General features: G+C 71.8%; 28 protein-coding genes. 24 read left to right on the top strand and 4 right to left on the bottom strand.

The genetic code is table 11. From position 1 onward, the window contains the following. Window positions 1-156: 156 nt before the first annotated feature. Window positions 157-1,008: a LysR substrate-binding domain-containing protein gene (locus ACGFW6_RS34050; RefSeq protein ID WP_393518749.1), complete on the bottom strand. Its 852-nt coding sequence runs from the start codon at window positions 1,006-1,008 to the stop codon at window positions 157-159. 82 nt (window positions 1,009-1,090) lie between these two features. Here ACGFW6_RS34050 and ACGFW6_RS34045 point away from each other — a divergent pair, with 82 nt between their 5' ends. Together ACGFW6_RS34045 and ACGFW6_RS34040 are read left to right on the top strand one after the other, a co-directional pair. Then, entirely contained in the window at window positions 1,091-2,029 is a 939-nt protein-coding gene (locus ACGFW6_RS34045; RefSeq protein WP_393518746.1) for an MBL fold metallo-hydrolase, read from the top strand. A gap of 113 nt (window positions 2,030-2,142) precedes the next feature. Beyond that, complete coding sequence (locus ACGFW6_RS34040) at window positions 2,143-3,027, top strand: endo alpha-1,4 polygalactosaminidase (RefSeq protein WP_393518743.1); 885 nt, start codon at window positions 2,143-2,145, stop codon at window positions 3,025-3,027. Window positions 3,028-3,045: 18 nt separating this feature from the next. Here the strand turns inward: ACGFW6_RS34040 and ACGFW6_RS34035 are convergent, their stop codons facing one another. Beyond that, window positions 3,046-3,453, bottom strand: coding sequence for a RidA family protein (locus tag ACGFW6_RS34035; RefSeq protein WP_393518740.1), 408 nt, complete (start codon window positions 3,451-3,453; stop codon window positions 3,046-3,048). Window positions 3,454-3,584: 131 nt separating this feature from the next. On the opposite strand from ACGFW6_RS34035, the gene ACGFW6_RS34030 reads away from it, so the two are divergent. From ACGFW6_RS34030 to ACGFW6_RS33990, 9 genes are all read left to right on the top strand, one after another. Next, window positions 3,585-3,974: a winged helix-turn-helix transcriptional regulator gene (locus ACGFW6_RS34030; RefSeq protein ID WP_393518737.1), complete on the top strand. Its 390-nt coding sequence runs from the start codon at window positions 3,585-3,587 to the stop codon at window positions 3,972-3,974. An 83-nt stretch (window positions 3,975-4,057) separates the two neighbouring features. Next, a complete protein-coding gene (locus ACGFW6_RS34025; protein ID WP_393518735.1) occupies window positions 4,058-4,378 on the top strand; it encodes a DMT family transporter in 321 nt (106 codons plus the stop codon). Beyond that, a complete protein-coding gene (locus tag ACGFW6_RS34020; RefSeq protein WP_393518732.1) occupies window positions 4,378-4,914 on the top strand; it encodes a TetR/AcrR family transcriptional regulator in 537 nt (178 codons plus the stop codon). The genes ACGFW6_RS34025 and ACGFW6_RS34020 overlap by 1 nt, the downstream gene beginning before the upstream one ends. A 145-nt stretch (window positions 4,915-5,059) precedes the next feature. After that, a complete protein-coding gene (locus tag ACGFW6_RS34015; protein WP_393518729.1) occupies window positions 5,060-5,653 on the top strand; it encodes an RNA polymerase sigma factor in 594 nt (197 codons plus the stop codon). Next, window positions 5,650-6,624 carry a CU044_5270 family protein gene (locus ACGFW6_RS34010; protein WP_393518726.1) on the top strand — a complete coding sequence of 325 codons (975 nt, stop codon included), beginning with the start codon at window positions 5,650-5,652 and terminating at the stop codon, window positions 6,622-6,624. Before ACGFW6_RS34015 ends, ACGFW6_RS34010 begins: the two co-directional genes overlap by 4 nt. A 374-nt stretch (window positions 6,625-6,998) precedes the next feature. After that, complete coding sequence (gene dapD, locus ACGFW6_RS34005) at window positions 6,999-7,988, top strand: 2,3,4,5-tetrahydropyridine-2,6-dicarboxylate N-succinyltransferase (protein ID WP_393518723.1); 990 nt, start codon at window positions 6,999-7,001, stop codon at window positions 7,986-7,988. 205 nt (window positions 7,989-8,193) lie between these two features. After that, window positions 8,194-8,433 carry a hypothetical protein gene (locus tag ACGFW6_RS34000; RefSeq protein ID WP_393518720.1) on the top strand — a complete coding sequence of 80 codons (240 nt, stop codon included), beginning with the start codon at window positions 8,194-8,196 and terminating at the stop codon, window positions 8,431-8,433. Between the two features lie 178 nt (window positions 8,434-8,611). Continuing rightward, window positions 8,612-9,175 (top strand): SigE family RNA polymerase sigma factor, encoded by a 564-nt coding sequence (locus ACGFW6_RS33995; RefSeq protein WP_393518717.1) that lies wholly within the window; start codon window positions 8,612-8,614, stop codon window positions 9,173-9,175. Beyond that, window positions 9,172-10,386 carry a WD40 repeat domain-containing protein gene (locus tag ACGFW6_RS33990; RefSeq protein ID WP_393518714.1) on the top strand — a complete coding sequence of 405 codons (1,215 nt, stop codon included), beginning with the start codon at window positions 9,172-9,174 and terminating at the stop codon, window positions 10,384-10,386. Before ACGFW6_RS33995 ends, ACGFW6_RS33990 begins: the two co-directional genes overlap by 4 nt. 15 nt (window positions 10,387-10,401) lie before the next feature. Here ACGFW6_RS33990 and dapA read toward each other — a convergent pair whose 3' ends face one another. Beyond that, window positions 10,402-11,310 (bottom strand): 4-hydroxy-tetrahydrodipicolinate synthase, encoded by a 909-nt coding sequence (dapA, locus tag ACGFW6_RS33985; RefSeq protein WP_393518712.1) that lies wholly within the window; start codon window positions 11,308-11,310, stop codon window positions 10,402-10,404. Window positions 11,311-11,385: 75 nt separating this feature from the next. Between dapA and lipB the strand changes: the two genes are divergently transcribed. From lipB to ACGFW6_RS33945, 8 genes are all read left to right on the top strand, one after another. After that, window positions 11,386-12,030, top strand: coding sequence for a lipoyl(octanoyl) transferase LipB (gene lipB / locus ACGFW6_RS33980; RefSeq protein WP_393518709.1), 645 nt, complete (start codon window positions 11,386-11,388; stop codon window positions 12,028-12,030). Between the two features lie 85 nt (window positions 12,031-12,115). Beyond that, a complete protein-coding gene (locus ACGFW6_RS33975; RefSeq protein ID WP_393518707.1) occupies window positions 12,116-12,256 on the top strand; it encodes a hypothetical protein in 141 nt (46 codons plus the stop codon). Continuing rightward, on the top strand, window positions 12,253-12,945 hold the full coding sequence (locus ACGFW6_RS33970; protein WP_393518704.1) for a hypothetical protein: 693 nt from the start codon (window positions 12,253-12,255) through the stop codon (window positions 12,943-12,945). The genes ACGFW6_RS33975 and ACGFW6_RS33970 overlap by 4 nt, the downstream gene beginning before the upstream one ends. 53 nt (window positions 12,946-12,998) lie before the next feature. Next, a complete protein-coding gene (locus tag ACGFW6_RS33965; RefSeq protein WP_393518701.1) occupies window positions 12,999-13,418 on the top strand; it encodes a phage holin family protein in 420 nt (139 codons plus the stop codon). Next, window positions 13,415-13,927, top strand: coding sequence for a DUF3618 domain-containing protein (locus ACGFW6_RS33960; protein ID WP_393518698.1), 513 nt, complete (start codon window positions 13,415-13,417; stop codon window positions 13,925-13,927). The genes ACGFW6_RS33965 and ACGFW6_RS33960 overlap by 4 nt, the downstream gene beginning before the upstream one ends. Before the next feature lie 440 nt (window positions 13,928-14,367). Then, window positions 14,368-15,069 carry an antibiotic biosynthesis monooxygenase gene (locus tag ACGFW6_RS33955; RefSeq protein ID WP_393518695.1) on the top strand — a complete coding sequence of 234 codons (702 nt, stop codon included), beginning with the start codon at window positions 14,368-14,370 and terminating at the stop codon, window positions 15,067-15,069. A 78-nt stretch (window positions 15,070-15,147) separates the two neighbouring features. After that, window positions 15,148-15,777: an ArsR/SmtB family transcription factor gene (locus ACGFW6_RS33950; protein ID WP_393518692.1), complete on the top strand. Its 630-nt coding sequence runs from the start codon at window positions 15,148-15,150 to the stop codon at window positions 15,775-15,777. 16 nt (window positions 15,778-15,793) lie between these two features. Next, complete coding sequence (locus tag ACGFW6_RS33945; RefSeq protein WP_393518689.1) at window positions 15,794-16,537, top strand: SRPBCC domain-containing protein; 744 nt, start codon at window positions 15,794-15,796, stop codon at window positions 16,535-16,537. A 13-nt stretch (window positions 16,538-16,550) separates the two neighbouring features. Here ACGFW6_RS33945 and ACGFW6_RS33940 read toward each other — a convergent pair whose 3' ends face one another. Next, window positions 16,551-18,377: an endonuclease/exonuclease/phosphatase family protein gene (locus ACGFW6_RS33940; protein ID WP_393518686.1), complete on the bottom strand. Its 1,827-nt coding sequence runs from the start codon at window positions 18,375-18,377 to the stop codon at window positions 16,551-16,553. Window positions 18,378-18,698: 321 nt separating this feature from the next. Between ACGFW6_RS33940 and ACGFW6_RS33935 the strand changes: the two genes are divergently transcribed. From ACGFW6_RS33935 to ACGFW6_RS33915, 5 genes are all read left to right on the top strand, one after another. Further along, window positions 18,699-20,132, top strand: coding sequence for a hypothetical protein (locus ACGFW6_RS33935; RefSeq protein WP_393518684.1), 1,434 nt, complete (start codon window positions 18,699-18,701; stop codon window positions 20,130-20,132). Between the two features lie 178 nt (window positions 20,133-20,310). Beyond that, window positions 20,311-21,756 (top strand): alkaline phosphatase PhoX, encoded by a 1,446-nt coding sequence (locus ACGFW6_RS33930; protein ID WP_393518682.1) that lies wholly within the window; start codon window positions 20,311-20,313, stop codon window positions 21,754-21,756. 360 nt (window positions 21,757-22,116) lie between these two features. Further along, a complete protein-coding gene (locus tag ACGFW6_RS33925; protein ID WP_393518680.1) occupies window positions 22,117-23,700 on the top strand; it encodes a TROVE domain-containing protein in 1,584 nt (527 codons plus the stop codon). Between the two features lie 114 nt (window positions 23,701-23,814). Beyond that, window positions 23,815-24,477: a GntR family transcriptional regulator gene (locus ACGFW6_RS33920; RefSeq protein ID WP_393518678.1), complete on the top strand. Its 663-nt coding sequence runs from the start codon at window positions 23,815-23,817 to the stop codon at window positions 24,475-24,477. A gap of 13 nt (window positions 24,478-24,490) precedes the next feature. After that, a complete protein-coding gene (locus ACGFW6_RS33915) occupies window positions 24,491-25,507 on the top strand; it encodes a 1-aminocyclopropane-1-carboxylate deaminase (protein WP_393518676.1) in 1,017 nt (338 codons plus the stop codon). Window positions 25,508-25,582: the final 75 nt, after the last annotated feature.

Below are 25,582 nucleotides of genomic sequence, written 5' to 3'. Positions count from 1 at the left end.
TCACGAGACGACAGCCGCGGCTGCGAAGGACCGGTATGTGAACGGTAAAACACTAGTGGACCCGGTGGTTCGGGAGCAGCTGTTTGGAACGAGCCGTATCCACATCGACCGCGCGGCCCGCGCCCGGTGTGAAGACGGGCGCGGCGTCCGGCCGCGTCAGCCGCGGTACGCGGCCGTCGCCATCCCGGCCAGCGATCCGATCAGCGGGTTGCTGTCGCCCTCCTGCCACACCATCAGCACGCGGCTCGGTGCCATGTCGGCGACGGGTACGACGGCCAGTTCCTCGGGCATCTCGTGCCCGAGCGGCGCCATCCCGACGGTGCCGTTCCAGAGCACGGCCTGCACGCACTCCTGGACCCCGCGCACCACGGGACCCTCGCGGCGCTCACCACCGTTCCAGTACGCGTGCCAGAGCGGGTCGGTGTCCGCCGGGAACCGGAACCAGCGCCGCCCGGCCAGGTCGGCCAGCGTCAGCCGGTCGCGGCGGGCCAGCGGATCGTCGGCGCGCAGCACGGCGCCCACCGGGTCGGCGCGCAACTCGCGCACCGTCAGGCCCCTCTCCTCGAACGGGCCGCGGGTCAGGGCGACATCGACGAGACCGGCGCGCAGTCCGCAGGTCGGGTCGGTCAGGTCGCTCTCGCGGACACGGACCTCCACCTCGGGGTGACGCTCGCGGTACGCGGCTGCCAGCCGCCGCGCGCCCCGGTCGGTGCTGTCGCCCAGGAAGCCGACGGTGAGGGTGGTGGCGCCGGCCGCCGTCGCCACGCGTACCCGCACCCGGTCGGCCCGGTCGAGCAGGGCGCGCGCCTCCTCCAGCAGCGCCGCGCCGGCCGGGGTGAGGGTGACGCCCGTGGGGGAGCGGTGCAGCAGGGTGGCGCCGACGTCGGACTCCAGTTGCTTGATCGCCCGGCTCAGCGGCGGCTGGCTCATGTGCAGACGGGCGGCGGCCCGGCCGAAGTGGAGTTCCTCGGCGACGGCCACGAAATAGCGCAGGGTGCGCAGCTCCATGAACAGCGACGATACCCGTCCGGTATCGAGCGCGCCGCATTGGTCTTGGACGGTCCGGGCACCCCGGCGGTGGACTGTGGGCATGGCTGACGCACCGATGTCCGACAACCCCGTGCCCGACGGCTTCCTCTCCGGCGAGCCCTTGCCCGACCCCGCAGTGCGCCCCGCGGGTGCCGAGGAGATCGCCCCCGACCTGCTGGTGATCCCGAACCGCGGGGTCCCGCTGGTGCCCAACATCGGCATCATCGGCGGCACCCGGGCCGTGCTGGTCGTCGAGACGGGCATCGGCACCGCCAACGCCGAGCAGGTGCTCGCGTTCGCCGCCGAGGTCGCCAAGGGCCGGAAGCTGTATCTGACCACGACCCACTTCCATCCCGAACACGCCTTCGGCGCCCACGTCTTCGCCGACGACGCCACCTATGTGGTCAACCGCGCCCAGGCCGACGACCTCAGAACCAAGGGGCCGAGCTACCTGGAGATGTTCCGGAGCTTCGGCGGGGCGATCGCCCGCCGCCTCGAAGGCGTCCGGCCACCCACCCCCGACCTGATCCACGACGGCGGTCACGACCTGGACCTCGGCGGCCGGACGGTCCGGCTGCGGGCCACCGGCCGCGGCCATACGAAGGGCGACCAGGTGGTCGAAGTGCCGGACGCCGGGGTGCTGTTCACCGGGGACCTGGCCGAGACCGGGCAGTTCGCCATCTTCCCCTGGTTCCCGCCGTACGACACCGATGTCTCCGGCGTGCGCTGGCTGACGGTGCTGGACCGGCTGGCGGGGGGCCGACCCAGAGTGGTGGTCCCGGGCCACGGCGAGGTCGGCGGGCCGGCGGTGCTCACCGACGTCCGCGACTATCTGCGCGAGCTGCGCGACGAGACCTGGCGGCGGCGGGACTCCGCGATGGGCGAGGACGTGATCGCCGCCGAGGTCGGGGCGCTGCTGATCGAGCGGCATCCGGAGTGGGAGGGGCGGGAGTGGATCGAGCGGGGCGTGGGGTGCCTGTGCGCCGAGCACAGCGCGTGAGTCTCGGAGTGCGCGGGGCGTCGTAGGACGGACGCGTGCGGGACCGGGTCCCGGAGCAGGGCATCATGGCCGGGCAGCACCGTAGTTCACGCACCGACAGGAGTCCCCGGATCATGGTCCACCGCGTCCCCCGTGCCCTTCGCCGAGTGCCGGCGGTCGCGGCTCTGTGCGGTGCGCTCGCCCTCGCCGTCGTCGGCTGCACCGCGTCCGGCGGCGAGGACGGCGCGGCACCGGACCGCTCCACCGCCCCCTCGGCCGAGGAGCCGGGCGCTGAGCGGAAGGTGGAACTGCCCGAGCCCGGCATCGACTTCGACTACCAGATCGGCGGCGCCTACCGGCCGCCGAGCGGCGTGGAAGCGGTCTCCCGCGATCGCACCGCGAAGCCCGCTCCCGGCCTCTACAACGTCTGCTACGTCAACGCCTTCCAGGCCCAGCCGGACGCCGCCGACTGGTGGGAGGAACACGCCCCCGACCTGCTGCTGCGCGACGGCGACGGCACGCCGGTCGTGGACCGGGACTGGGACGAGATCCTGCTGGACATCTCCACGGCCGCCAGGCGCGAGCGGCTCGCCGGGATCGTGGGCCGGTGGATCGACGGCTGCGCGGAGGCCGGCTACCAGGCCGTCGAGGCGGACAACCTCGACTCCAACGAGCGGTCCGACGGGCTGCTGACCGCCGCCGACAACGTGGCCTTCGGCAAGCTGCTCGCCGCCCGCGCACACGCCGCCGGTCTGGCGATCGGCCAGAAGAACGCCGCCTCCCTGGCCCGGCAAGGTCGCGAGGTCGGCTTCGACTTCGCGGTCGCCGAGGAGTGCGGCCAGTACGACGAGTGCGGCGCCTACGCGGACGCCTACGACGACCGGGTCTTCGTCATCGAGTACCGCGCGGACGGCCTCGCCGCCGCCTGCGAGGAGTGGGGCGACAAGCTGTCGGTGGTGCTGCGTGACCTGGACGTCGTACCGGCGGGGGAGGCCGGCTACCGCCGCCGGACCTGCTGACCGCGCTCGGCGGCCGGGTCAGTCGAGTACGGCCGTGGCCTCGAGCTCGACCAGGTGCTCCGGCACGTCGAGGGCCGCGACGCCCAGCAGCGTGGCCGGCGGCACGGGCGCGATCCCCAGCCTGGCCGCGGCCCGGGTGATGCCCTCCATCAGCAGGGGCATCTTGTCGGGGGTCCAGTCGACGACATGGACGTTCAGCTTCGCCACGTCCTCGAAGGTGGCACCGGCCGCGGCCAGGGCGATGCCGACGTTGACGTAGCACTGCTCGACCTGTGCGGCGAGGTCGTCCACGCCGACCGTGACGCCGTCCGCGTCCCAGGCGACCTGACCGGCCACGAAGACCAGCTTCGAGCCGCCGGCGATCGCCACCTGACGGTAGGCGTCGACCTCCACGAGTCCGGCCGGGTTCAGCAGGGTGATGGCCATGGTGTCCGCTCCTTGCGTGCCGGGCCCGAGCACCGTGCTCCGGGCCCCGTAGTCACTTGTGGTTACTCAGGAACCGTAGGAGAGTGTGGGCTGACATGGAAGAACGCACTTTTCAGTGACTGGGGAACCTCATGGGTACCAAGCAGGTCAGCGGTTCGGCCGACCCGGCGGACGTGACACGGGCCGATTCCCTGGCCCGGGAGATCTTCACGGACATCGCCAACAAGTGGGCGCTGCTGATCATCGAGGCGATCGGGGACGAGACCCTGCGCTTCAGTGCCTTGCGCGACGAGGTCGACGGCATCAGCCACAAGATGCTCACCCAGAACCTGCGCATGCTGGAGCGCAACGGCCTGATCGAGCGCACCGTGCACCCCACGGTGCCGCCGCGCGTCGAGTACACCCTCACCGAACCGGGCCAGGCCCTGCGGGTGACCATCGACGGCATGTGCGACTGGACCCACCGCTACATCGGGCACATCGAGCAGGCCCGCGACCGCTTCGAGGCGGACAGGCCGTAGCGGACAGGCCGGCGCCCGCCCACCGGATCGTCCGACGGACGGTTTGTGTACGCCCGTACGCATCGCTGTGTACGCTTGTACATATGGGATACCTGCTGCTCGCCGGAGCCATAGCGGCCGAGGTGGCCGCCACGACCGCGATGAAGTACAGCGAGGGCTTCAGCCGGCTCCTGCCCTCGCTGCTGACCGCTTTCGGTTACCTGCTCTCCTTCGCGCTGCTCGCCCAGACGCTGAAGACCGTCTCGGTGGGCACGGCCTACGCGATCTGGGCCGGCGTCGGCACCGCGGCCATCGCCACCATCGGGATCCTGTTCATGGGGGAGGGGATGACGGCCACCAAGGCCGCCGGCATCGCACTGATCATCGTCGGCGTGGTCGTGCTGAACCTGGGCGGAGCGCACTGATGGCCCGGCGCTACGACCCCGAGCGGCGTCAGCGCATCATCGACGCCGCGATCCGGGTCGTCGGGGCGAAGGGCATCGCCGGACTGAGCCACCGCACCGCCGCCGCCGAGGCGGACGTACCGCTCGGCTCGACGACGTACCACTTCAAGACCCTCGACGACCTGCTCGTGGCCGCGCTGCGCCAGGCGAACGAGGGCTTCGCCAAGGTCATCGCCTCCCGCGGCGGCCTGGAGGACCCGGAGACCGACCTGGCCGCCGAACTGGCCGGCTGGATGGGCGAGTGGCTCGCCGGCGACCGCACGGGCGTGGAGCTGGAGTACGAGCTGTACCTGGCCGCCCTGCGCCGCCCCGCCCTGCGCCCGGTCGCCGCCGAATGGGCCCTCGACCTCGCCGACCGCCTGTCCCACCGCACCGACCCCGTCACGGCACGGGCGCTGGCGGCGCTGATGGACGGCATCTGCTTGCAGGTACTGCTCACGGAGACGCCGTACGACGAGGAGTACGCGCGGGATGTGCTGCGCCGTGTGATTCCCTGATGTGCCGTGCGGGAGACGGTTTCTGACTGCGTGTCATGCCGATCGCCCGGGCCCGCGTCCGCCTCCTCGGCCTGCCGTGAACTCTTTGCCGCCCCTCGGGGAACAGGGGGTGACACGCTCCGTACGAACGACAGGGGGAGGCCTTGTGAGCGGACCACCGCCGCCGACGGCAAGTGCGGTCAACGACGCCGAGGTCGTGGCCGGATCGCTGGAGCAGCCCGAGCTGTTCGCCCGGCTCTACGACCGCTACGCGCCCGACATCCACCGGTACGCGGCACGGCGACTCGGGGAGACGGCCGCCGACGACATCACGGCCGACACCTTCCTGACCGCCTTCCGCATCCGCGGCCGCTACGACCGCACCCGCCCCAGCGCACGGCCCTGGCTCTACGGCATCGCCGCCAACCTCATCGGCAAGCAGCGCCGCGCCGAGGTACGGGCACTGCGGGCACTGGCCCGCACGGGGCACGACCCGGTCGCCGCCTCCTGGGTGGAGGACACCGACAGCCGCGTCTCCGCGCAGGGGCCGCTCGCCGACGCCCTCGCCTCCCTCTCGGCGGGCGACCGGCATGTGCTGCTCCTGGTGGCCTGGGCGGACCTGACCTACCAGGAGGTCGCCGAGGCGCTGGACCTCCCGGTGGGGACGGTCCGCTCCCGGCTCAACAGAGCCCGACGCAAGGTACGTGCGGCGCTGGGCGCCGATCCGGCATTCGTGAGTGACACGGCGGAGGTGGCGTGACCGTGGACGAGATGACCCAGGTGCGAGAACTGCGCGCCGACGCCCCCGTGGCCGACCGGGCGCGGCTGGCGCCGGGACGGGCCCGGCTGGTCGAGACGGCACTGACGGCGAAGCGGAGCCGGGTGATCTGGGGGCGGCGGAGCCCGCTGCTGGTCGCCGCGGTCTTCGTCGCCGTGACGGCGGTCGTCGGCACCGCGACGCTGCTGGTCAACGGGCAGCGGGCGGGCCGCGAGGCCACACCCGCCACGGCGCCGGGACTCGATCTGAAGAGGATGAGTGTGGAGGAGCTGCTGGAGTTCGCGGCGCGGACGGTGGAGGAGCAGCCGCCGCTCTCCGAACCGCGCGCCGATCAGTGGATCTACGCCAAGGAGACGCAGGAGGGGGACGACGACGCGGACTTCGAGCTGGAGAAATGGCTCCGCTACGACGGCGCCGAGCTCGCCTCCTACCCCAGGCCCGGGGCGGACGACCCGGGCGAACTCGAGACGACCGAGCTGAACCTCGAAGGGCTCGGCGACGAGTACGACGACCGTTCGCCCCGCCAGATGTACCGCTTCCTGGCCACCCTGCCGGCCGACGGCGAGGGCACGCTCAAGGCGCTGCGCGAGGAGAACGCCCTGGTCGACGACAAGAGCCTGACCCAGGCAGGCAACGACTACACCGAGATCTCGGTCCTGCTCGACGCCTACGTCCAGCCCCCCAAGGGGCTCGCGGGCCTGTACCGCGCGCTGGCCACGATGCCGGGCGGCGAGCTGGTCGACCACCTGGTCCAGGACGAGGCCGGCCAGTACGCCGTCGCCGTCAGGTTCCCCGAACCCGGCCGCGAGAGCGAGAAGCACGCCGACGAGTGGCTGCTGGACCCCGTGACCTTCGAGGTCGTAGGTGAGCGCGTGATCGAGGACGGCGAGGTCGTCGGCGGCAACGCGTACGTGGTGAAGGCCGTGGTGGACAAGGCGGGCCGGCGACCCTGACACCCGACGCCGCACCGGGCCGGCCCGCGCCACGAGTGGAGCGCGGGCCGGCCCGGTCGGACAAGGGCCCGGCACCGGGGTCTCCACGAGCACGACGGGTCCGGCGCAGGGGGCACGGCGAACGCGACGGGTCCGGCGCAGGGGCGCATGGCGAACGCGACGAGGCCCCGGCGGTCGTTCGCGTACCCGTCCGGCGCCGGGGCTCTGCGAGCATGACCGGACCTCGGCGGTCGTGCGCGTACCCGTCCGGCGCCGGGGCTCTGCGGACATGACCGGACCCGGCGGCCGTGCGCCCACCCGTCCGGCGGCTCGCACCCTGAGACGCCCCCTGTCCGAGTTCGCCCCGACGCGCCCCGGCCGGTTAGGTTGCCCTCATGACCGACACGACTGCTCCTCGCACCACCGGCGCCGTGGCCGCCGGCCTTGCCACGATCGCCGCCGACGGCACTGTTCTCGACACCTGGTTCCCCGCGCCCGAGCTCGTCACCGAGCCGGGCCCCTCCGGCAGCGAGCGGCTGTCCGCCGAGAAGGCCGTCGAGCTGCTCGGCGAAGGCGCCGCCAAGGCGATCGGTCCGGACGCCCGCCGTGGCGTCGAGGTCGTGGCGGTCCGTACGGTCATCGCCTCCATCGACGACAAGCCGATCGACGCGCACGACGTCTACCTGCGCCTGCACCTGCTCTCCCACCGCCTGGTCAAGCCGCACGGCCTGAGCCTGGAGGGCCAGTTCGGCTTCCTCGCCAACGTGGCCTGGACCTCGCTCGGCCCGGTCGCCGTCGACGACGTCGAGAAGGTCCGGCTGAACGCCCGCGCCGAGGGCCTGCACCTCCAGGTGACGTCGGTCGACAAGTTCCCGCGCATGACGGACTACGTGGCACCCAAGGGCGTCCGCATCGCCGACGCCGACCGGGTCCGCCTGGGCGCGCACCTCGCCGAGGGCACCACGGTCATGCACGAGGGCTTCGTCAACTTCAACGCCGGCACCCTGGGCACCTCCATGGTCGAGGGCCGCATCTCCGCGGGCGTCGTGGTCGGCAACGGCTCCGACATCGGTGGCGGCGCCTCGACCATGGGCACGCTGTCCGGCGGCGGCAACGTGATCATCGCCATCGGCGAGCGGTGCCTGATCGGCGCCGAGGCCGGCGTCGGCATCGCGCTGGGCGACGAGTGCGTGGTGGAGGCGGGCCTGTACGTCACGGCGGGCACCCGCGTGACGATGCCCGACGGCCAGATCGTCAAGGCCCGCGAGCTGTCCGGCGCGTCCAACATCCTCTTCCGCCGCAACTCGGTCACCGGCACCGTCGAGGCCCGCCCGAACAACGCGGTCTGGGGCGGCCTGAACGAGATCCTCCACAGCCACAACTGACCGACACCGACGGCCGGTCATCGCCGCGCGCCCTCCCAGGACCCGAACACGTCCGCGGGAGGGCGCTCGCACGAGCGTCGGTCCTCCGGCGCGCCACGCTCACGTACGGGTTACTCCTCGTGACCTCCCGACGGTCCAGGCAGATGAACGGGTGGACGCAGTTTCCGATCACACGCCGAAACGACGAGATGAGGGCCGAGGGCTGATGACGGGTCGAGTGGACACGAGCGAGCGGGGCCGGGCCGTGCTGCGACTGGTGGTCGGGGTGCTGGCCGCGGGGGCGGCCTGCTGGCTGCCGGCCGGGACCGCGCACGCCGACGAGACCAACACGGGCTCCCACAACGGGCCGCGGATCGGCCTGGTCAACGTCGGGCAGGTGGACGACCCCATGGAGGACGTGCTGGAGCACTTCCTGCTCGTCGGCGACGGGTACACCTGGGGCTGAGCGCCCGCCGGGCGGCACGGAGCAGGACCGGGGCCGGGACGTATCGCCGGGGGACGCGGTACGGGCCCGGCCCTTTCGTGATTTCTCGGGGGAGCAGGCATAGCGGCGGCGACCCGCACGCGTCACATGGGGCAGGAGCGGCGGGCATCCGGCCCGTCCGGGGGTGGAGAAGGTGACGATGGATGCCGAAGCGCAGGACAGCTTTCGGGAGTTCGTGGAGAACCGGTCGTCCGCGCTGCTGAAGACCGCCGTCCTGCTGGTCGGCGGCGACCGGCACGCGGCCGAGGACCTCCTCCAGAACGCGCTCATGAAGGCGGCCGACCGCTGGCATCGCATCGACGAGCCGGAGGCGTACGTACGGCGGATCCTGTACCGGCAGCAGATCAGCCGCTGGCGGCTGAAGTGGCGGCGGCGTGAGCTGAGCGTCGCCGAGCCCCCGGAGGCCGCAGCCGCAGCCGGAGCAGATGGCACCGCCGCCGCCGAGCTGCGGCTGCTGATGCGCGGCGCGCTCGCCCGGCTGACCGCGCGGCAGCGCACCGTGCTGGTGCTGCGCTACTTCGAGGACCTGCCCGAGGCCGACGTGGCCCGGATCCTCGGCTGCACCGTCGGCACCGTACGGTCCACCACCCACCGCTCACTGGCCCGGCTGCGCTCCCTCGCGCCGGAGCTGGGCGCGCTGGGCCCGGCCGAGACCGAGTCGCGGCTGCCCCGTGATCACTCGCCCGTGGAGGTACGGCCGTGAACGTCGAGGAACTCGTGCGTGACTCCCTGCGGGAGCAGGCCGCGGAACAGACGTCGGCCGGGCCGGACTTCGCCGACCGGGTCCTGGCGGCCCGCCGGCGCCGAGGGGTCCGCAGGCTGGCCTGCGCCGCCGCAGCCACCGCCGCCGTGGTGGGCGTAGCCGTGGTGGTGCCCCTGCTGGACTCCGGGAAGGACGACATCCGGCCCGCGGACGTCGTGCAGCGGGACAGCGTCAACGCGCGCACGGACCAGTCGCCGCCGCGTGACGTGGTGTCGGTCGCCGACACGGTGATGGCCGCCTACTACGTGCCCAGGACCGTCAAGCACTCGGCGGACCAGGCCGAACGCGTCCGTGACTACTGGCTGCTCGACCCGAAGACCGAGAAGTACGTGAAGGCCACCAAGTGGTCCTACGTCGCCGTCGCCCCGGGCCTGAAGATCGCCGCCGTACTGGAGCGGGACCTGCCCGCCTCACGGATCGGCATGCTCGACCTGGCCACCGGCAAGATCCAGCGGTGGATCCAGGTCGACCACGACGTCGCCGGCCTCGCGTTCTCGCGGGACGGACTCAAGCTGGTCGCGACGACCTACAGCGAGAACCCCGACCGACTCGTGAAGTTGCAGGGGTCGGACACCTGGGAGCAGAAGCAGCCGACGAGCCGCACCGGTTTCTACGTCCTCGACGTGGCCTCCGGGCAGGGCGCCTGGAGCGAGGTGGAGATCGAGACCGACCCGAACGACCCCCTCGGCGGCTTCATCAACTCCCGCCAGGACTTCGCCATGAGCTCCGACGGCAGGCATGTCTGGGCGGGGACCCCCGAGGAGATCGGTAAGCAGTTCTACGACCTGAAGGGCACCGGGGTCGCCGTACCGGCGAATCAGAAGTACCTGGAGTGGTACGTCGACGCGGGCGTGTCGCCCAGTGGCACCCTCGTCGCCGGTCAGTTCGCGGGCGAGAAGTGGAAGACGTCGTCCTGGGTCCTCGACAGCCTCACCGGTGCGAAGACCGAGGTGCGCGGCCAGCAGCTGCTCGCCTGGGTCGGCGACACGTCACTGATCGCCTGGGACATCGCGAAGGACAGCTCGAGCGAGTTCCACCAGCAGCTGGTCAAGGTCACCATCGGCAGCGACAAGACCGTTCCCCTCAGCGGCTTCCGCAAGGGCAAGGACGGGGACGCGGGTCGCTGGGAGCCCGTCTTCGCCCAGCGCTGAGCCAGCCGGTGCCGATCAGCCGGTGACGAGCTCCTCGTACACCGTCAGCAGCCCGTCGACCGTCTCGCGGTCGGCGGGCCGCAGTGGTGCGCGGACGGGGCCCGCGGGCAGACCGAGTCCGCCCAGGAGGGCCTTGGCGGTGACCGCGCCGGGCAGGCCGGCCGACATCATCGCCTCGATCAGGGGCGTCGCGCGCTGCTGGAGCCGGGCCGCGCCCGCGGTGTCGCCCGCGTCGAACGCGTCGAGTGCGGCACGGAGTTGACGGGGAATCACATTGGCGACCGTGCTGACGTACCCCGTCCCGCCCACCGCGTACAGCGCGAGGTTGTGCTCGTCGCAGCCCGCGTAGTACGCCAGCCCCGTGCGGGCCAGCACCTTCTGGGCACCGAGGAAGTCGTAGGAACAGTCCTTCACGGCGACGATCCTGGGATGCTCGGCGAGTCGGATCAGCGTCTCGGGCTCGACGCGGGTGCCGGTGCGGCCCGGGATGTCGTACAGCGCGAGGGGCAGGCCGGCCGCGTCGGCGATCTCGCGGAAGTGTGCCTCGACGGCGTCCTGCGGGGGCTTGCTGTAGTACGGGGCGACCACCAACAGGCCGTCGGCGCCCGCCTTCTCGGCCGCCAGGGCAAGCTCCACGGTGTGCCGGGTGTCGAAGGTGCCCACGCCCGCGACGATCGACGCCCGCTCGCCCACCGCCTCCCGCACGGCCCGGATCAGCTCCGACTTCTCCGCGTCCGTCGTGGTCGGCGACTCGCCCGTCGTGCCGGAGAGCACCAGCCCGTCGCAGCCCTCGTCCACCAGCCGGGCGGCGAGCCGCCGCGCGCCGTCGAGGTCCACCGACCCCGCCTCCGTGAAGGGCGTGATCATGGCGCACAGGGCGCGGCCGAACGGAAGGGGTGCGGCGGAGGCGTCGGCAGTCGTCATGGGAGTAGTCTCGGCAGGACGATCGCTTAGCTCCACTTAATTCTCCTACGAGGTATTGGTAAGGAGTCCTGCGGTATGAGGGCTGTTGAGTGCGTCGAACGCGTCGACCTCGGCGAAGTTCCCTACGAGGACGCCGTACGGGACATGGCCGACTGGGTCGGCCGGCGCCGCACCGGGGACATCCCGGACCGGCTCGCGCTCCTCAGCCACCCGCCCGTCATCACCTACGGCTCCCGCACCCCGCCCGCCGAGCTCCCCGCCGACCTGACGGTCCCGCTCGTCCCCGTCGACCGCGGCGGCCAGGCCACCTACCACGGCCCCGGCCAGCTCATCGGGTACCTCGTGCTGAATCTGCGCGAGCGCGGCCCCGGCGACATCGTGCGCTGGGTGGAGAACGGTCTGATCGCAGCCTGCGCCGACCTCGGCTTCGAGACGGTGCGACGGGACACTCCGCCCGGCGCCCGGTCGCTGGTGGGGGTCTGGACGCCGGACGGGCGCAAGCTGGTGTCGATCGGCATGCGGATCAGGGGCGGCGTGACCAGCCACGGCTTCGCGCTCAACGTCACCTCCGACCTGGTCGAGTTCACGAGATTCGTCGCGTGCGGACTGCCCGGTGTCGCGATGACCTCGCTCGCCGAACTCGCCGCCGAACAGGGCCGCCCGGCACCCTCCGAGGAGGCCGTCAGGGACGCGGTGGCGCGGGCGCTGGGAGCGCGATAGGCGGTCGTAGGCCCTATGTCCAAATCCGGGCGACATGGGTCACCATGGCCAGGACGGTCAACGACCCCTGGTCATGGGAGGCGTCATGAAGCTCGGCAAGGCACTCGCCACCGGCGTCGCTGAAGAGCGGCCGCAGACCCACGACGACGACATCGAACTCGCCGACAGGATCAAGGACATCGAGACGCCCGCGTCCGACTCCGAAGAGGTCCCGGCCGTCCGATGAGGCTGCGGCTGCCGGAGGAACACCCGGCGGAGCCGCCGACCGGATACAAGATCGCCCACCCGATGCTGTCCCAGGACGGCACCCGGGCCGGGTTCACCGGTGTGTCGCTGGGCGGCGCGCTGCCGTACGGGGTCCTGGCCGACGCGTCCTGCGTCTACGGCCTGCGGCACCGGGCGCCCAGCCGCCGCTGCGACTGCGGCTTCCACTGCGTGCACGACCGCACCACGGCCGAGGCCCTGCTGTGCACGGCCGAACACCGGGCGGCCGTACTGCTCGAAGTGACCGTGCTCAGCCGCTACATCCGCTTCGAACGCGGCTTCCGGTACGCCCGGCAACGGGTGCGCACCGTCACGGTCGGCCCGTGCGCCTGCGGCACCGTCGCCACGGCCCTGGCCGACACCGGCTGGGGCCGCCCCGGCTGGCGGGCGCTCGCCCCGTCCTGCGGGGGCTGTCTGCGCGGCCGCACCTCCGTCTCGCTCGTGGGGTTCGCCCGGCTGGCGGGGGAGGGGCTGCGGGTGGTGGCGGGCAAGACGGTGTCCGTGGCGCCCGGCGACCTCGGGACGCCCGGGGAACTCGGCGTGCCCGAACTCACCGCGGAGGCGGCGCTGTTGCAGGCCCGCCTCGACTGGTTCCAGGCCCAGCTGGCCCGGTTGGGCGAGCGCGGACCGGGTGGCGGACGGGAGGGATAGCGAGGGCGGGACCGGGTACCCGGCAGTTCCGAACCGAGAGGAGGCGGAACACCGTGACCGGGACCATGGCCCCCGAACCGGTGCGCGAGGAGCACCACTCCGTGGGCGAACTCGTCGCACAGGCAGGCGAACAGCTCTCCCGACTCGTACGACAGGAAGTCGCCCTCGCCAAGGAGGAGCTGGCCGAGAAGGGCCGGCGGGCCGGTCGTGGCGGCGGCCTGCTGGGTGCGGCGGGCGCCGTCGCGTACGCCGGGCTGCTCTTCCTGGCCGGCGCCGCCACCGCCGCCCTCTCGCTGACGCTGTCCCTGTGGGCCGCCGCGCTCATCGTGACCGGGGTGCTGTTCGCGATCGCGGCTGTGCTGGCGGCGACGGGCCGCGCGCAGTTGCGCCGGGCCGCGCCTCCCACGCCGGAGGAGGCTCTCGGCAGCGTCAGGACGGATGTCGAGGAGATCAAGGGAAGGGCGCACCGATGACGGACAGGACTTCGGGGGACGTAAGCGGCACGGCCGCGAAAGCCGCCGACGGGGCCGAGGAACTGCGTGACCAGATCGAGCGGACGCGCGGAGAACTCGGCGACACCGTGGCCGAGTTGATGGAGAAGGCGGACCTGAAGGGACGCGCCATGGCCCGCGCCGCCGACCTGAAGGACAAGGCGGGCGCGATGACCGTGCAACTGCGCAGCAGCGCCGCCCAGGCCGGGCACGTGATGCAGGACCGCGCGACCCGTGCGGGGCACGTCGTCCAGGACAAGGCGACCAAGGCCGGCCACACGGTCCAGGACAAGGCGACCAGGGCCGGTCACACGGTCCAGGACAAGGCGACCGAGGCGGGCCACACGGTGGAGCACGGCGCACCGCGCCCCGTCCGCATGGTCGTCCAGGCCGGCCTGCGGCACCCCCGGCCGGTGCTGCTGGCCGGCGCGGCGGTCGGAGCGCTGGTCGCGGCCTCGGTGCTGCGGCGCCGGCGCGGCGGACGCCGCTGAGACAGCGACCCCGCCGGGTCCGGTTGGGACGCCGGCCCGACGGGGTCGCGGGACGTGGGGGGGGGGCCGGGGGACGTGGTGCGGGAGCGGTGGCACGCGGCAGGGCCACCACTCCCGCACCGCTGTGTGTGGCGGCCGCGGCACGGCCCTGCGCCCACATCCCGATGTGCGGCGGCCGCGGCAGGGGTACTGCTCCGAGATCGCCGGCACGCCGTAGGACCACTACTCCGCTCCGCTCAGCACAAGAGCCGCCGCAGGGCCACCGATCCGCACCGCCGTGTCGACCCGCCGGCCGGCCCCGTGCACTCTCCCAACCCGCCTCCCGTTCGGCCCACTTGACCTCAAGTCCGCTTGAGGTCGAAAGGTGATCGATGCACGCATCGACCACGTGTGCGCATCGACCGCGTGCACGCATCGACCGCCGAGCCCTGGAGGCCGCCATGACCCGCCGCACCGACGCCCACCCCGACCTCACCCGCCCCGAGGCCGGTGCCCCCTTCTTCAGTACCTGGAGCGTGGGCACCCCGCTGCGTCAGCGGCAGACCGTCGAGGCGATCGGCGCCACCTGGGAGCGCCGGCCCTGGCCCTCCGACGGGCTGCTCGGCTACTACGTCTACACCGGCGAGGACGCCTCCACCCTCCTCCATCACTCGCAGTGGCGCAGCGAGCAGGCCTACGAGGCCTTCGTGAAGACGCACCGGCAGGAGCGCGTCGACGAGATCGACACCGCCGTGCCGGGCATCGAGCGGCTCCGGCTCGACCGGTACCGCCACTACCGCAGCGTCCGCCGCCCGGACGACACCCGTGTTCCGGGCTGCATCGTGATCGTCGAGATCGAGTTCGAGGAATCCGCCGCCGACAGCCGCCGCGCCTGGGTGGACGCCGTCATCGAGGCGCTGGAGTCCGAGCCCGACCCCCACCCCGGCGGCATCTCTGGTCACTTCCACCTCGGCACCGACGGCAGCCGGGTCCTCAACTACGCCGAGTGGGAGAGCGCCCAGGCCCACATCGACGCCCTCGCCGCCCCGGGCGACGGGATCGGCTCGGCGCGGGAGCAGTGGAAGCGGGTGCAGACCTGGCCGGGGCTGAAGAGCAGCACGGTCAGCCGGTACGACTACGCCCTCGGGCTGATCCCCGACTGAACCAGTCCCTGAGCGAACCCCTCCACCGAAAACTTCAACCTCCTGGACAAAAAAACTTTTCGGTGAGACCGTGGATGCATGCTGGACGTCACCGTGATCGAGGACCCCGAGGCCGCAGCCGTCTCCCTGGACCCCATAAGGGCCCGGCTGCTCGCCGAACTGGCGGCCGGCCCCGCGTCGGCCGCCATGCTGGCCGGCAAGGTCGGGCTGCCCAGGCAGAAGGTGAACTACCACCTCAAGGCCCTGGAGCGGCACGGCCTGGTCGAGCTGGCCGGTGAGCGCCGCAAGGGCAACGTCACCGAGCGGCTGATGCGGGCGACCGCCGCGTCGTACGTGATCTCACCGCTCGCGCTCGCCTCGGTGCAGCCGGACCCGGACCGCTTCCGCGACCAGCTCTCGGCCCGCTGGCTGCTCGCGCTCGGCGCCCGCCTCGTGCGGGACGTCGGGTCGCTGATCACCGGCGCGGCCAAGGCCCGCAAGCGGCTGGCGACGTACGCGCTGGACGGCGAGGTCCGCTTCGCTTCGGCCGCCGAACGAGCGGCGTTCATCGAGGAGTTGACGGCCGGAGTGAGCGCGCTGATCCGCAAGTACGACGCCCCCGGCGCCGAGAGCGGCCGCGATCACCGGATCGTCGTCGCCGTCCACCCCACGGTCAAACCCCCGTCGGCCGCCTCGGAGACGACGGAAAACCAGGAACTCAACCCGTAATACCCAGGAGCCCACCATGTCCAAGGAATTCGAGATCGTCGGCGAGTTCGAGGTCGATGCCACACCGCAGGAGGTGTGGGAAGCCGTCACCGCCGGCACCGGAGGCTGGCTGTGGCCGATGGAGGCACCCGAGCCGCGCGTCGGCGGCAAGGGCCCCTTCGGCTCCGAGGTGACCGCCTGGGACCCGCCGCACCACTACACCAACCGCGTCGAGGACGTCGAGGGCATCTCCGAGCAGACCCTCAACCAGCTCGACTACACCATCGAGCCCCGCGACGAGGGCCGCCGTGCCTGGGTGCGGTACGTGCACAGCGGCATCTTCGTCGACGACTGGGACAACCAGTACGACGGCGCCAACCGGCACACCGAGTTCTATCTGCACACCCTGCGCCAGTACCTCACCCGCTTCCGGGGCCGCCCGGTCACCGCCTTCGCCACCTTCGACGGACCCGAGGCGTCCAAGGCGCCCGACGCGTTCGTCACCGTGGGCCGCGCGCTCGGCCTCGCCGACGACACCGAAGAGGGCGCGAGCGTGCAGGTGCGCGGTCCGAAGGGGCAGCTGCTGGACGCCGTCGTCGACTTCCGCAACCCCTACTTCCTCGGGCTGCGCACGGACGACGCTCTCATCCGTTTCTTCGGCCGCAACCACTGGGGCTACATGGTCGGCATGTCGGTGCACGACTTCGCGCCCGGCGCCGACGCCGCGGCGGACGAGGAGATGTGGAAGGGCTGGCTGAACGGCGTGTTCAGCCAGCCCTGAGCGACGCCGGAGGTTACGGGCGGAAGCGCAGCACCTGCGGGTCGTGGTCGCTGATCTGGTCGTTGAACTCCGAGTTGATGTGCACGCTGTCGTACTCGAAGTCGCAGCCGCGCCGGATCGACGGGCTGACGAGGATCTGGTCCAGCGTCTGGGCGTTGCCCTGGTAGACGTAGGAGTAACGCTCGCTCTTCGGCAGCGACTTGATCGCCGACCACAGCTCGCCGTCGCCCTCGAGGATCTTCACGGTGTCGGAGAACTCGAAGTCGTTGATGTCGCCGAGGGCGATGACGTCCGCGTTCTTCTGCGTGTCGAGGATGTCCTTGACGAACGAGTGGATCGCCGTGGCCTGCGCGTGGCGCTGGACCTCGGAGCTGCGGCTCGGCGGCTGGTACTGCGCGGTCAGACCCTGGTCGCCACCCTTGGAGTTGAGGTGGTTGGCGATCACGAAGACGGTCTTGCCGCGGAAGACGAACTCGCCGGCCAGCGGCTTGCGGCTGTTGCCGAAGGCCGCGTTCGCCGGGTCGATCCGGCCGGGGGAGAGAGTCAGGGCGGCCTTGCCGCGCACCTTCGTCACACCGGCGGCGGTCGTGGCGTCGCCGCCCGCGCGGTCGGTGAAGGAGACCCGCTCCGGGTTGAACAGGAACACCTGACGGATGTTGCCGCCCGGCTCGCCGCCGTCGGCGTTGTTCACCGGGTCGATCGAGCGCCAGTCGTACTTCGGGCCGCCCGCGGCGACGATCGCGTCGGTCAGCTTGGTCATCGTCTGGTCGGCGGCGACCGTGCCGTCGTTCGTCGCGCCGTTGTTGTCCTGGATCTCCTCCAGGGACACGATGTCGGGCGACTGCAGGTGGTTCACGATCGCGGACGCGTGCTCGGCGAACGTGGCGTCGGACGGGTCCAGGTTCTCCACGTTGTACGTGGCGACCGCGAGCTCGCCGCGCGACTGCTTCTGCGTGGTCTCCTTCTGCAGCCCGGCGCTCTTCAGCGTGCCGAGCTGGTTGGCGACCAGGGTGTAGCCACCGAACTGGTTGTAGTCAAGCGGGCCCGAGGTGGCGCCCTGAAGGACGTCACCGACGTTCGCGGTGGGGAAGTCGGCGGTCTTGCCCAGGGACTGGATCTGGAGCCGGCCGGTGTTCTGGGAGTCGTAGGTGCCGTAGACCGTGCCGCCGCGGCGGTTGCGGTTCTCCCACGGCTTCACCGTGACCCACAGCTCGGTGTACGGGTCGGTGGCGCCGACCACGCGGGTATCGGCGACCTGGACGTTCTCGCCCTCCAGGGACTCGTAGTAGTCCAGGGCGTACTTCTCCGGCTCCAGGGTCAGGCCGTTGACGGAGCCGCCCGCGGCGGTGTCGCCCTCCGGGGTGTACGCGGCCGGGACCGACTTCGCGTCGATCACCTTGGCGGCGGGGACGGCGTTGCCGCTGGAGACGACGGTGATCACCGGCTTGGTGATCTCGGTCAGCGCCTGGTTGCCGGAGGAGGCGCCGCCCGGGACGTACTCCGAGACCGTGCCCGAGACCAGGACCGAGTCGCCGACGGCGACCTTCGGGGTGGAGCTGGTGAAGACGAAGACGCCCTCGCTGGTGGCCGGGTTGTCGTCCGGGGTCGGGTCCTGGATCCAGAAGCCTCTGGACGACCCGTAGGTGCGTACGCCGGTGACGATTCCGGCCACGTCCGTGACCTGCTTGCCGGCGTACGGGGATATTCGGGTACTGCCCTGGACGTCATGGATGCGCAGGGAGTCGGCGTGCGCCGGCGCGGTGATGACGACGGTGGACGCCGCGGAACAGACGGCGGCGACGGTGAGCGCGGCGAGACGCGCGGACTTCTTGCTCGGCAACGGGATCCCTCCGGGGACATACGTGGGTGCCGGGACGAGGTGAAAACGCGGGGTGGTGCAGGGGACCGGTCGGTCGCGGCCGGTGGGGCGGCAACGCGCGTAGAAAATACAGTGAACAGATGTCCGCCAAACTTCTACGCGCGTAATCTCCTGCGTGGTCACGCCACTTGTCAAGGTTTCGGCCATGTACACCGGCCGACAGCGAGATGAACCGGGCGGCATGGGTCGAAATCCGTCTAGGCTGAGCAACCGAGCCGCGGTGTGCAGCGGCTGATGAGCCGTGCCGCGTACGGCCGTGCAAGCGACTGGGAGAACCATCCGATGTCAGACAGCGCCCCCCTGCCGCCGGTACGGCTGCACCCCGAAGCGGAGCTGGCGCGGGACGCGCTGTCCACGCCGTTGCTCGCCCGCGCCGCACGGCTGGCCCGCTGGGCCGGGCCCGACACCCGCATCGACGCCGGGGGCGGCCTGGTCGACGAGCAGGTGCCGGCCGCCGTCGAGGAACTCGGACTGAGCGGGGACGACGCCGCCGCGTACGCGAGCGAGGCCTGGCGGGTCGCCGTCGACACCGGCCTGGTCGAGATCGTCGACGAGGAGAAGGGCACCGTCGCGGCCGGCGCGGACCTGGCGCTGCTGACCGGCGGTGCGCCCCATGACGTGCTCGCCGTCTGGCTCGGCGCGCTGGAGACGGTGCTCGCCGACGCGAGCGTGCCCGACCTCGACGACCTGGTCGACGCCATGGACGAGGGCGGCGAGGTCGACCTCTCCCGGCTGGACTGGGACCCGGAGGCCGAGGCGGAGTTCCTGGACGGCGTGCTCGGCAACCTGTATCTGCTGACGATCAGTGAGGACGGTCCGGGCGAGGGGCCCGTGCCGCTGCCGGCCCTCGCCGCGTCGATGATCGTGCCCAGCGACATGGGCGAGCCCACCAACGACGTACTGGAGCAGGTCTCCGACGCGATGATGCGCCTGGACGACCAGTTCCGGCTGCTGGACCCGGTCGGCCTGGTCGAGTACCAGCCCGTCGACGAGGCGCTGATGGCGGACGCCGAAACCGCCGAGGAACTGCCGGGCGGCGTCGACGACACCGACGTCTCGCGCTACGGCATGGTGCGGCTGACCCCGCTCGGGCTGTACGGGATGCGGGCGCGGCTGCTGGAGGCAGGGTTCGAGGCGCCCGCGGTCGGCGACCTCGCGGACAAGGGCGCCGACGCGCTGCTCGACGGGACGGCCCTGTTCCCGCAGACCGCCGCGCGGACCGAGACCGAGCAGTGGCTGGCCCGGCGTGAATCCCTCGCCGCGGCACGGGAGTTGCTGGCGGCGGCACGCGGCGCGGACGCCGGGGCGTCGCTGCGGCGGCTGCGCTGCCAGCAGGCGCTGTCGCTGGTGGGCCCGGAGGCCGAGCCGGCGCTGCGGGAGGTCCTCGACGATCCGGAACTGGGCGGGCTGGCACGGGTGTGGCTGACCGAGGCCGGGTTCACGGACGTGCCCGCGCCCTCCCAGGACCTGGTGTTCTGGCTGACCGTCGACACGGTGGCCGCGCAGCTCGCGGCCGAGGGGAACTCCGAGGAGCTCCAGGCACTGGTGGAGGGCCTGGCCGCCCAGCACAGCGGGTTCTTCGCGGCGGCCTGGCGGGTGGACCATCCGGCGACCGCGGACGTGCTGGAGGCGATGGGGCGGCTGCATCCGGACAAGAAGGTCGCCAAGGAGGCGCGCAAGGCCGCCTTCAAGGCCCGGTCGCAGCAGGGGGGTTGACACCGGTCGCGGGGTGCGGGGCGATGAGTCTTGTCGCGCCCGCGCGGCGGAGCCGCATATCGGCAGAGTCCCGCGCGCCTTAGCGCGTAGTTCAACTGGTGTTAAGGCGTGCGCGGAATTGTGGCGGCGTCGCGCAGTCCGCCACCCTCCACGGCACCCCTCTGTCACAGGAGACACCATGTCGCTCACCCGCAGGGACTTCGCCAGAACATCCGCGGTCACCGGTGTCGCGCTGGCAGGCAGCGCAGGCGTCCTCGCCACCGCGCCGAACGCGCTCGCCTCCACCGAGTCCGAGATCGCGAGCGAGGAGTCCGCGGACGCCCACGGTGGCGGGGTCGGCTACGGACCGCTCGTCCCGGACCCCAAGGGCCTCCTCGCGCTGCCCGCCGGCTTCAAGTACCGCGTCATCACCTACAGCGGGAAGACCAAGCTGGAGTCGGGTGAGTTCACCCCCTCCAACCACGACGGCACGGCCGCCTTCGACGGGCCGCGCGGCACCACCCTCCTGGTCAACAACCACGAGCTCGGCGGCCCTCGCGCCCAGTGGCCGTACCCGGTGCCGCTGACCGAGGGTCTCGTCTACGACCCGGCCGCCTCCGGCGGCTGCACCGTCGTCGAGGTTCGCCCCGACGGGCGCGTGGCCGAGTGGGTCGGCATCGCGGGCACCGCCACCAACTGCGCGGGCGGCAGCACCCCTTGGGACACCTGGCTCACCTGCGAGGAGACCGAGGACAAGGCCGGCGCCAACGGCATGACCAAGGACCACGGCTACGTCTTCGAGGTCGACCCCGCCGACCACCGCGCCAACAAGAACCCCAAGCCCATCAAGGCGTTCGGCCGCTACGCCCACGAGGCCGTCGTCATCGACCCCAAGCGCGGCCACGCCTTCCTCACCGAGGACGCCTCCAACCCCAACGGCCTGCTCTTCCGCTGGACCCCGCCCGAGCACTTCCACCACGGCCGCGGCAAGCTGCGCACCCTCGCCGACGACGCGGGCAAGCTGCAGGCGTTCAAGTGCTTCGACTCCGGTGGCAAGTTCGTCGACGACCTCTCCCGCGCCACGAAGATCGGCACGGTGTACGGCGTGGACTGGGTCGACGTGCCCGACCGTGACGCGCGCACGACCTCCGTGCGCAAGCAGTTCACCACCGGACAGGTCACCCGCGCCCGCAAGCTCGAAGGCATGTGGTGGGGCGACGGCGGCGTGTACATCGTCTCCTCCTACGCCCGCGCCGAGAGCCCCGGCCAGCCGCACGACGGCTCGGTCTGGTTCTACGACCCCAAGCGCCGCACCCTGACCCTGAAGGTCCTGATCGGCGTCAACCCCGATCCCTCCAAGGACGGCGCCTTCGACGGCCCCGACAACATCACCGTCTCCCCGTACGGCGGCCTCGTCATCGCCGAGGACGGCGAGGGGATCCAGCACCTGTTCGGGGCCACCGACAGCGGCCGCACCTACCCGATCGCCCGCAACGAACTGAACATCGGCACCGCGGAGGAGCCGGAGTACAGCGAGTTCACCGGCGTCACCTTCTCCTGCGACGGCCGCACCCTCTACGCCAACATCCAGTCGCCCGGAATCATGCTCGCCATCACCGGACCCTGGAAGCGCCAGCGGCGCTGAAACCCGCCTGCACCGGGAATTAATTCGTTCGCCCGGCCGGAGCTGCGCCTCCTACAGTGAGATCACAACGTCACGCACCTCCCGGTGCGATGGCAGCGGCTACTTCTTTGCAAGAGAATCCCTTGCCGCCGCCGACTTGATCTCGGGAGGCGCAGCTCATGGTGGGTGCCCGGTGCGCAGGCAACGGTTACTTCATTGGATCTGGCGGTTGCGGGTTCGAATCCCGTCATCGACCTCGGGTCGGTGTAGCTCAATTTGGTAGAGCACCAGGCTAAAGTCCGTCGCCGACTTCTGATCTCGGGCACCCATCTTCTGCTGCGCCTTCCTCCGAAACACGAACGAATTCGGGGGGAATTCACCATGGCGCGATTCAACACGCGCGCCGCCAAGGCGCGTGGGACCTCGCGGGTCACCTCGACGGGGCGCGTGCTGCGCACCTACGAGGGCGGCCGCGGCCGTGAGCGCGACGCGCGCTCCGAGCTCTTCCTGCTCGCCGTCTCCAACTTCGTGTCCCAGCAGACCTTCTACGAGACCGGCGCCGACCGCGACGACCGCTTCGCGCGGCTCGTGCGCGAACTCGCCGTGACCGACCCGCAGTGGACGGCCGGCCTGCTCGGCTGGCTGCGCGGCGAGGGCAACCTCCGTACGGCCTCCGTCGTGGGCGCCGCCGAGTACGTCAAGGCCCGCCTGGACGCCGGCGCCACCGACGGCCCGTCGAACCGGCAGGTCGTCGCCTCGGTGCTCCAGCGGCCGGACGAGCCCGGCGAGCTGCTCGCGTACTGGACGGCGCTGCATGGCCGTAACGTCCCCAAGCCCGTCAAGCGCGGTGTCGCGGACGCCGTACGGCGTCTGTACAGCGGCAAGTCGCTGCTGAAGTACGACACCGCGTCCAGGGGCTACCGCTTCGGCGACATCCTCAACCTGGTGCACGCGGCCCCGGACCCGGACAAGCCGTGGCAGGGCGAGCTCTTCCGGTACGCCCTCGACCGCCGGCACAACCCGGACACCGCGCAGCCGCCCGCGTCGAGCACCGTCCTCACCGCACACCGCGAGCTGATGGCGCTGCCGGTCGAGGAGCGCCGGGAGGTCGTCACGTCGGCGGACGGCGCCGAGCGGCTGGCGGCGGCCGGTATGACGTGGGAGGCGCTGGCGGGCTGGCTCCAGGGGCCGATGGACAAGGACGCCTGGGAGGCCGTGATTCCGTCCATGGGCGCCATGGCGCTGGTACGGAACCTGCGCAACTTCGACGAGGCCGGTGTGTCCGACGAGGTCGCGGCCCAGGTCGCCGCGCGGATCAGCGACCCGGCTCAGGTCGCGCGTTCGCGGCAGTTCCCCTTCCGCTACCTCGCCGCGTACCAGCACGCGCCCTCGCTGCGCTGGGCGTACCCGCTGGAGCAGGCGCTCGGCCACTCGCTGGCCAACGTGCCCCGGCTGCCGGGCCGCACGCTGGTGCTCGTCGACCGCTCGGGATCGATGTTCTGGTCGCGGCTGTCCGACCGCTCGCAGCTCACCCGGGCCGACGCGGCGGCGATCTTCGGTACGGCGCTCGCGCTGCGGGCGGCGGACGCCGACCTCGTGCAGTTCGGCTCCGACAGCCGCGAGGTCGTCTTCCGTAAGGGCGAGTCGGTGCTGAGGATCCTGGAGCGCTTCGGGGACCTCGGCGGCACGGACACCACCGAGGCCGTGCGCCGGCACTACCGCAGGCACGACCGGGTGCTGATCGTCACCGACGAGCAGTACGCGCCCAGCCACCACGGCGACCCGACCGAGCAGGTCCCCGCCGACGTGCCGGTCTACACGTGGAACCTCGCCGGGTACCGGGCGGGCCACGGCCCGTCGGGCACGGGGAACAGGCACACCTTCGGCGGTCTGTCCGACGCGGCCTTCCGGATGGTGCCGCTGCTGGAGGCCGCCCGGAACGCCGACTGGCCCTGGGCGGCCTGAGGCGGAACACCTCGAACGGGAGTGGCCCGCACCACGTGGGGAGTGCGGGCCACTCCGCTGTTCCGGTCCGCCGCGTCTTGCCGCGTCGCTGACTGACATCTAACATTTCAGTTCGTGGAGGCGATACGACCCGTCGGCCGGACCCTGCTCAGGGACCGGGCCTACGCAGCGATCCGGGACGCCATCGTCGCCGGGGACCTCGAGCCCGGCGCGGTGGTGCGGGACGCCGATCTCGCCGAGCGGCTGGGACTGTCCCGGGCGCCGGTGCGCGAGGCGTTCGCACGGCTCGTGGACGAGGGGCTGCTGGAGAGCAAGCCGCAGAGCTACACCCGGGTGACCCCGGTCGTCGCCGCCGACGTACGGGACGCGGCCGCCGTGGTCGGCGCCATGCACGAGCTGGTGACCAGGGCCGCCGTGCCCCGGCTCACCACCGCGGACCTGGACGTCATGCGCACCGCCAACGAGCGCTTCTCCGCCGCCGTCACCGCCGGCGAGGTGGACCTCGCGCTGCGGGCCGACGACGAGGTGCACGACGTACTGGTGCGCGTCAGCGGCAACCGCGCCGCCGCCGCCACCGTCGCGCGCTACACCCCGCTGATCCGCCGACTGGAGCGCCGTCGCTTCGGGGAGGGCGGCAACTGCCGTTCGGCCGGACTGCACGAGCGGCTCATCGCGGCCTGCGCGTCCGGTGACACGGACACCGCGGTCGGCGTCACGGCGGAGATCTGGCGCAGCCTCGCCGACCTGGTGGACCAGGACCTGGCCGACGACGACTGACCCGGGAGGACCCATGTCCCTTTCCTCGTACGACCGTTACCCCCTGCTCTTCGGTCCCTCACCCGTCCACCCCCTGGAGCGCCTGACCGCCCGCCTCGGCGGCGCCTCCCTCTGGGCGAAGCGTGAGGACTGCAACTCCGGTGTCGCGTACGGCGGCAACAAGACCCGCAAGCTGGAGTACCTGGTCGCCGACGCGCTCGCGCAGGGCTGCGACACGCTCGTCTCGATCGGCGGGGTGCAGTCCAACCACACCCGCCAGGTCGCCGCCGTCGCCGCCCGCGCCGGCCTCAAGTGCGTGCTGATCCAGGAGAGTTGGGTGGACTGGCCCGACTCCGTCTACGACAAGGTCGGCAACATCCTCCTCAGTCGCCTCGCCGGGGCCGACGTACGGCTCGTACGGGCCGGGTTCGGGATCGGCTTCAAGGAGAGCTGGGAGCAGGCGCTGCGGGAGGTCGAGGAGTCGGGCGGCAAGCCGTACGCCATCCCGGCCGGCGCCTCCGACCACCCGCTCGGCGGGCTCGGCTTCGCCGGATGGGCGTACGAGGTCGCCGCACAGGAACGGGAGTCGGGTGTCTTCTTCGACACGGTGATCGTCTGCTCGGTCACCGGATCCACCCAGGCCGGCATGGTCGCCGGCTTCGCCGCCCTGGAGGAGGCGGGCGGCCGGCCACGCCGGGTACTGGGCATCGACGCCTCCGCCAAGCCCGCCACCACCCGTGAACAGATCGCCCGGATCGCCCACCACACCGGACAACTCATAGGAGTGAAGCGTGAGTTGACCGAGGCGGATGTCGAACTCGACGAGCGCTATCACGCGGGCGTCTACGGCGTCCCCGACGAGACGACCCTGGAGGCGATGCGTCTGGCGGCCCGGACGGAGGGGATGGTGACGGACCCCGTCTACGAGGGCAAGTCGATGGCCGGGATGATCGACCTGGTCGAACGGGGGGAGATCGACCGGGACTCCACGGTGCTCTACGCCCACCTGGGCGGCCAGCCGGCACTGAACGCGTACAGCGCACTCTTCTAGGGTGACAGCTGGAGAGCACCCTCTTCGCAGGGGCGCGGGGAACCGCGCGGCCAGCCCCCACGACGCCGCAGCCGA

It is taken from the genome of Streptomyces sp. Y7, from assembly GCF_043195415.1.
GTDB lineage: Bacteria > Actinomycetota > Actinomycetes > Streptomycetales > Streptomycetaceae > Streptomyces.
This window is presented reverse-complemented; position numbering and strand designations above follow the sequence as displayed.

Coding starts and splice junctions, on each gene's coding strand:
- ACGFW6_RS34050 (WP_393518749.1), bottom strand. CDS start 1,008: ATGGAGCTGCGCACCCTGCGCTATTTCGTGGCCGTCGCCGAGGAACTC.
- ACGFW6_RS34045 (WP_393518746.1), top strand. CDS start 1,091: ATGGCTGACGCACCGATGTCCGACAACCCCGTGCCCGACGGCTTCCTC.
- ACGFW6_RS34040 (WP_393518743.1), top strand. CDS start 2,143: ATGGTCCACCGCGTCCCCCGTGCCCTTCGCCGAGTGCCGGCGGTCGCG.
- ACGFW6_RS34035 (WP_393518740.1), bottom strand. CDS start 3,453: ATGGCCATCACCCTGCTGAACCCGGCCGGACTCGTGGAGGTCGACGCC.
- ACGFW6_RS34030 (WP_393518737.1), top strand. CDS start 3,585: ATGGGTACCAAGCAGGTCAGCGGTTCGGCCGACCCGGCGGACGTGACA.
- ACGFW6_RS34025 (WP_393518735.1), top strand. CDS start 4,058: ATGGGATACCTGCTGCTCGCCGGAGCCATAGCGGCCGAGGTGGCCGCC.
- ACGFW6_RS34020 (WP_393518732.1), top strand. CDS start 4,378: ATGGCCCGGCGCTACGACCCCGAGCGGCGTCAGCGCATCATCGACGCC.
- dapD (WP_393518723.1), top strand. CDS start 6,999: ATGACCGACACGACTGCTCCTCGCACCACCGGCGCCGTGGCCGCCGGC.
- ACGFW6_RS34000 (WP_393518720.1), top strand. CDS start 8,194: ATGACGGGTCGAGTGGACACGAGCGAGCGGGGCCGGGCCGTGCTGCGA.
- ACGFW6_RS33995 (WP_393518717.1), top strand. CDS start 8,612: ATGGATGCCGAAGCGCAGGACAGCTTTCGGGAGTTCGTGGAGAACCGG.
- dapA (WP_393518712.1), bottom strand. CDS start 11,310: ATGACGACTGCCGACGCCTCCGCCGCACCCCTTCCGTTCGGCCGCGCC.
- lipB (WP_393518709.1), top strand. CDS start 11,386: ATGAGGGCTGTTGAGTGCGTCGAACGCGTCGACCTCGGCGAAGTTCCC.
- ACGFW6_RS33975 (WP_393518707.1), top strand. CDS start 12,116: ATGAAGCTCGGCAAGGCACTCGCCACCGGCGTCGCTGAAGAGCGGCCG.
- ACGFW6_RS33970 (WP_393518704.1), top strand. CDS start 12,253: ATGAGGCTGCGGCTGCCGGAGGAACACCCGGCGGAGCCGCCGACCGGA.
- ACGFW6_RS33960 (WP_393518698.1), top strand. CDS start 13,415: ATGACGGACAGGACTTCGGGGGACGTAAGCGGCACGGCCGCGAAAGCC.
- ACGFW6_RS33955 (WP_393518695.1), top strand. CDS start 14,368: ATGACCCGCCGCACCGACGCCCACCCCGACCTCACCCGCCCCGAGGCC.
- ACGFW6_RS33950 (WP_393518692.1), top strand. CDS start 15,148: ATGCTGGACGTCACCGTGATCGAGGACCCCGAGGCCGCAGCCGTCTCC.
- ACGFW6_RS33945 (WP_393518689.1), top strand. CDS start 15,794: ATGTCCAAGGAATTCGAGATCGTCGGCGAGTTCGAGGTCGATGCCACA.
- ACGFW6_RS33935 (WP_393518684.1), top strand. CDS start 18,699: ATGTCAGACAGCGCCCCCCTGCCGCCGGTACGGCTGCACCCCGAAGCG.
- ACGFW6_RS33930 (WP_393518682.1), top strand. CDS start 20,311: ATGTCGCTCACCCGCAGGGACTTCGCCAGAACATCCGCGGTCACCGGT.
- ACGFW6_RS33925 (WP_393518680.1), top strand. CDS start 22,117: ATGGCGCGATTCAACACGCGCGCCGCCAAGGCGCGTGGGACCTCGCGG.
- ACGFW6_RS33915 (WP_393518676.1), top strand. CDS start 24,491: ATGTCCCTTTCCTCGTACGACCGTTACCCCCTGCTCTTCGGTCCCTCA.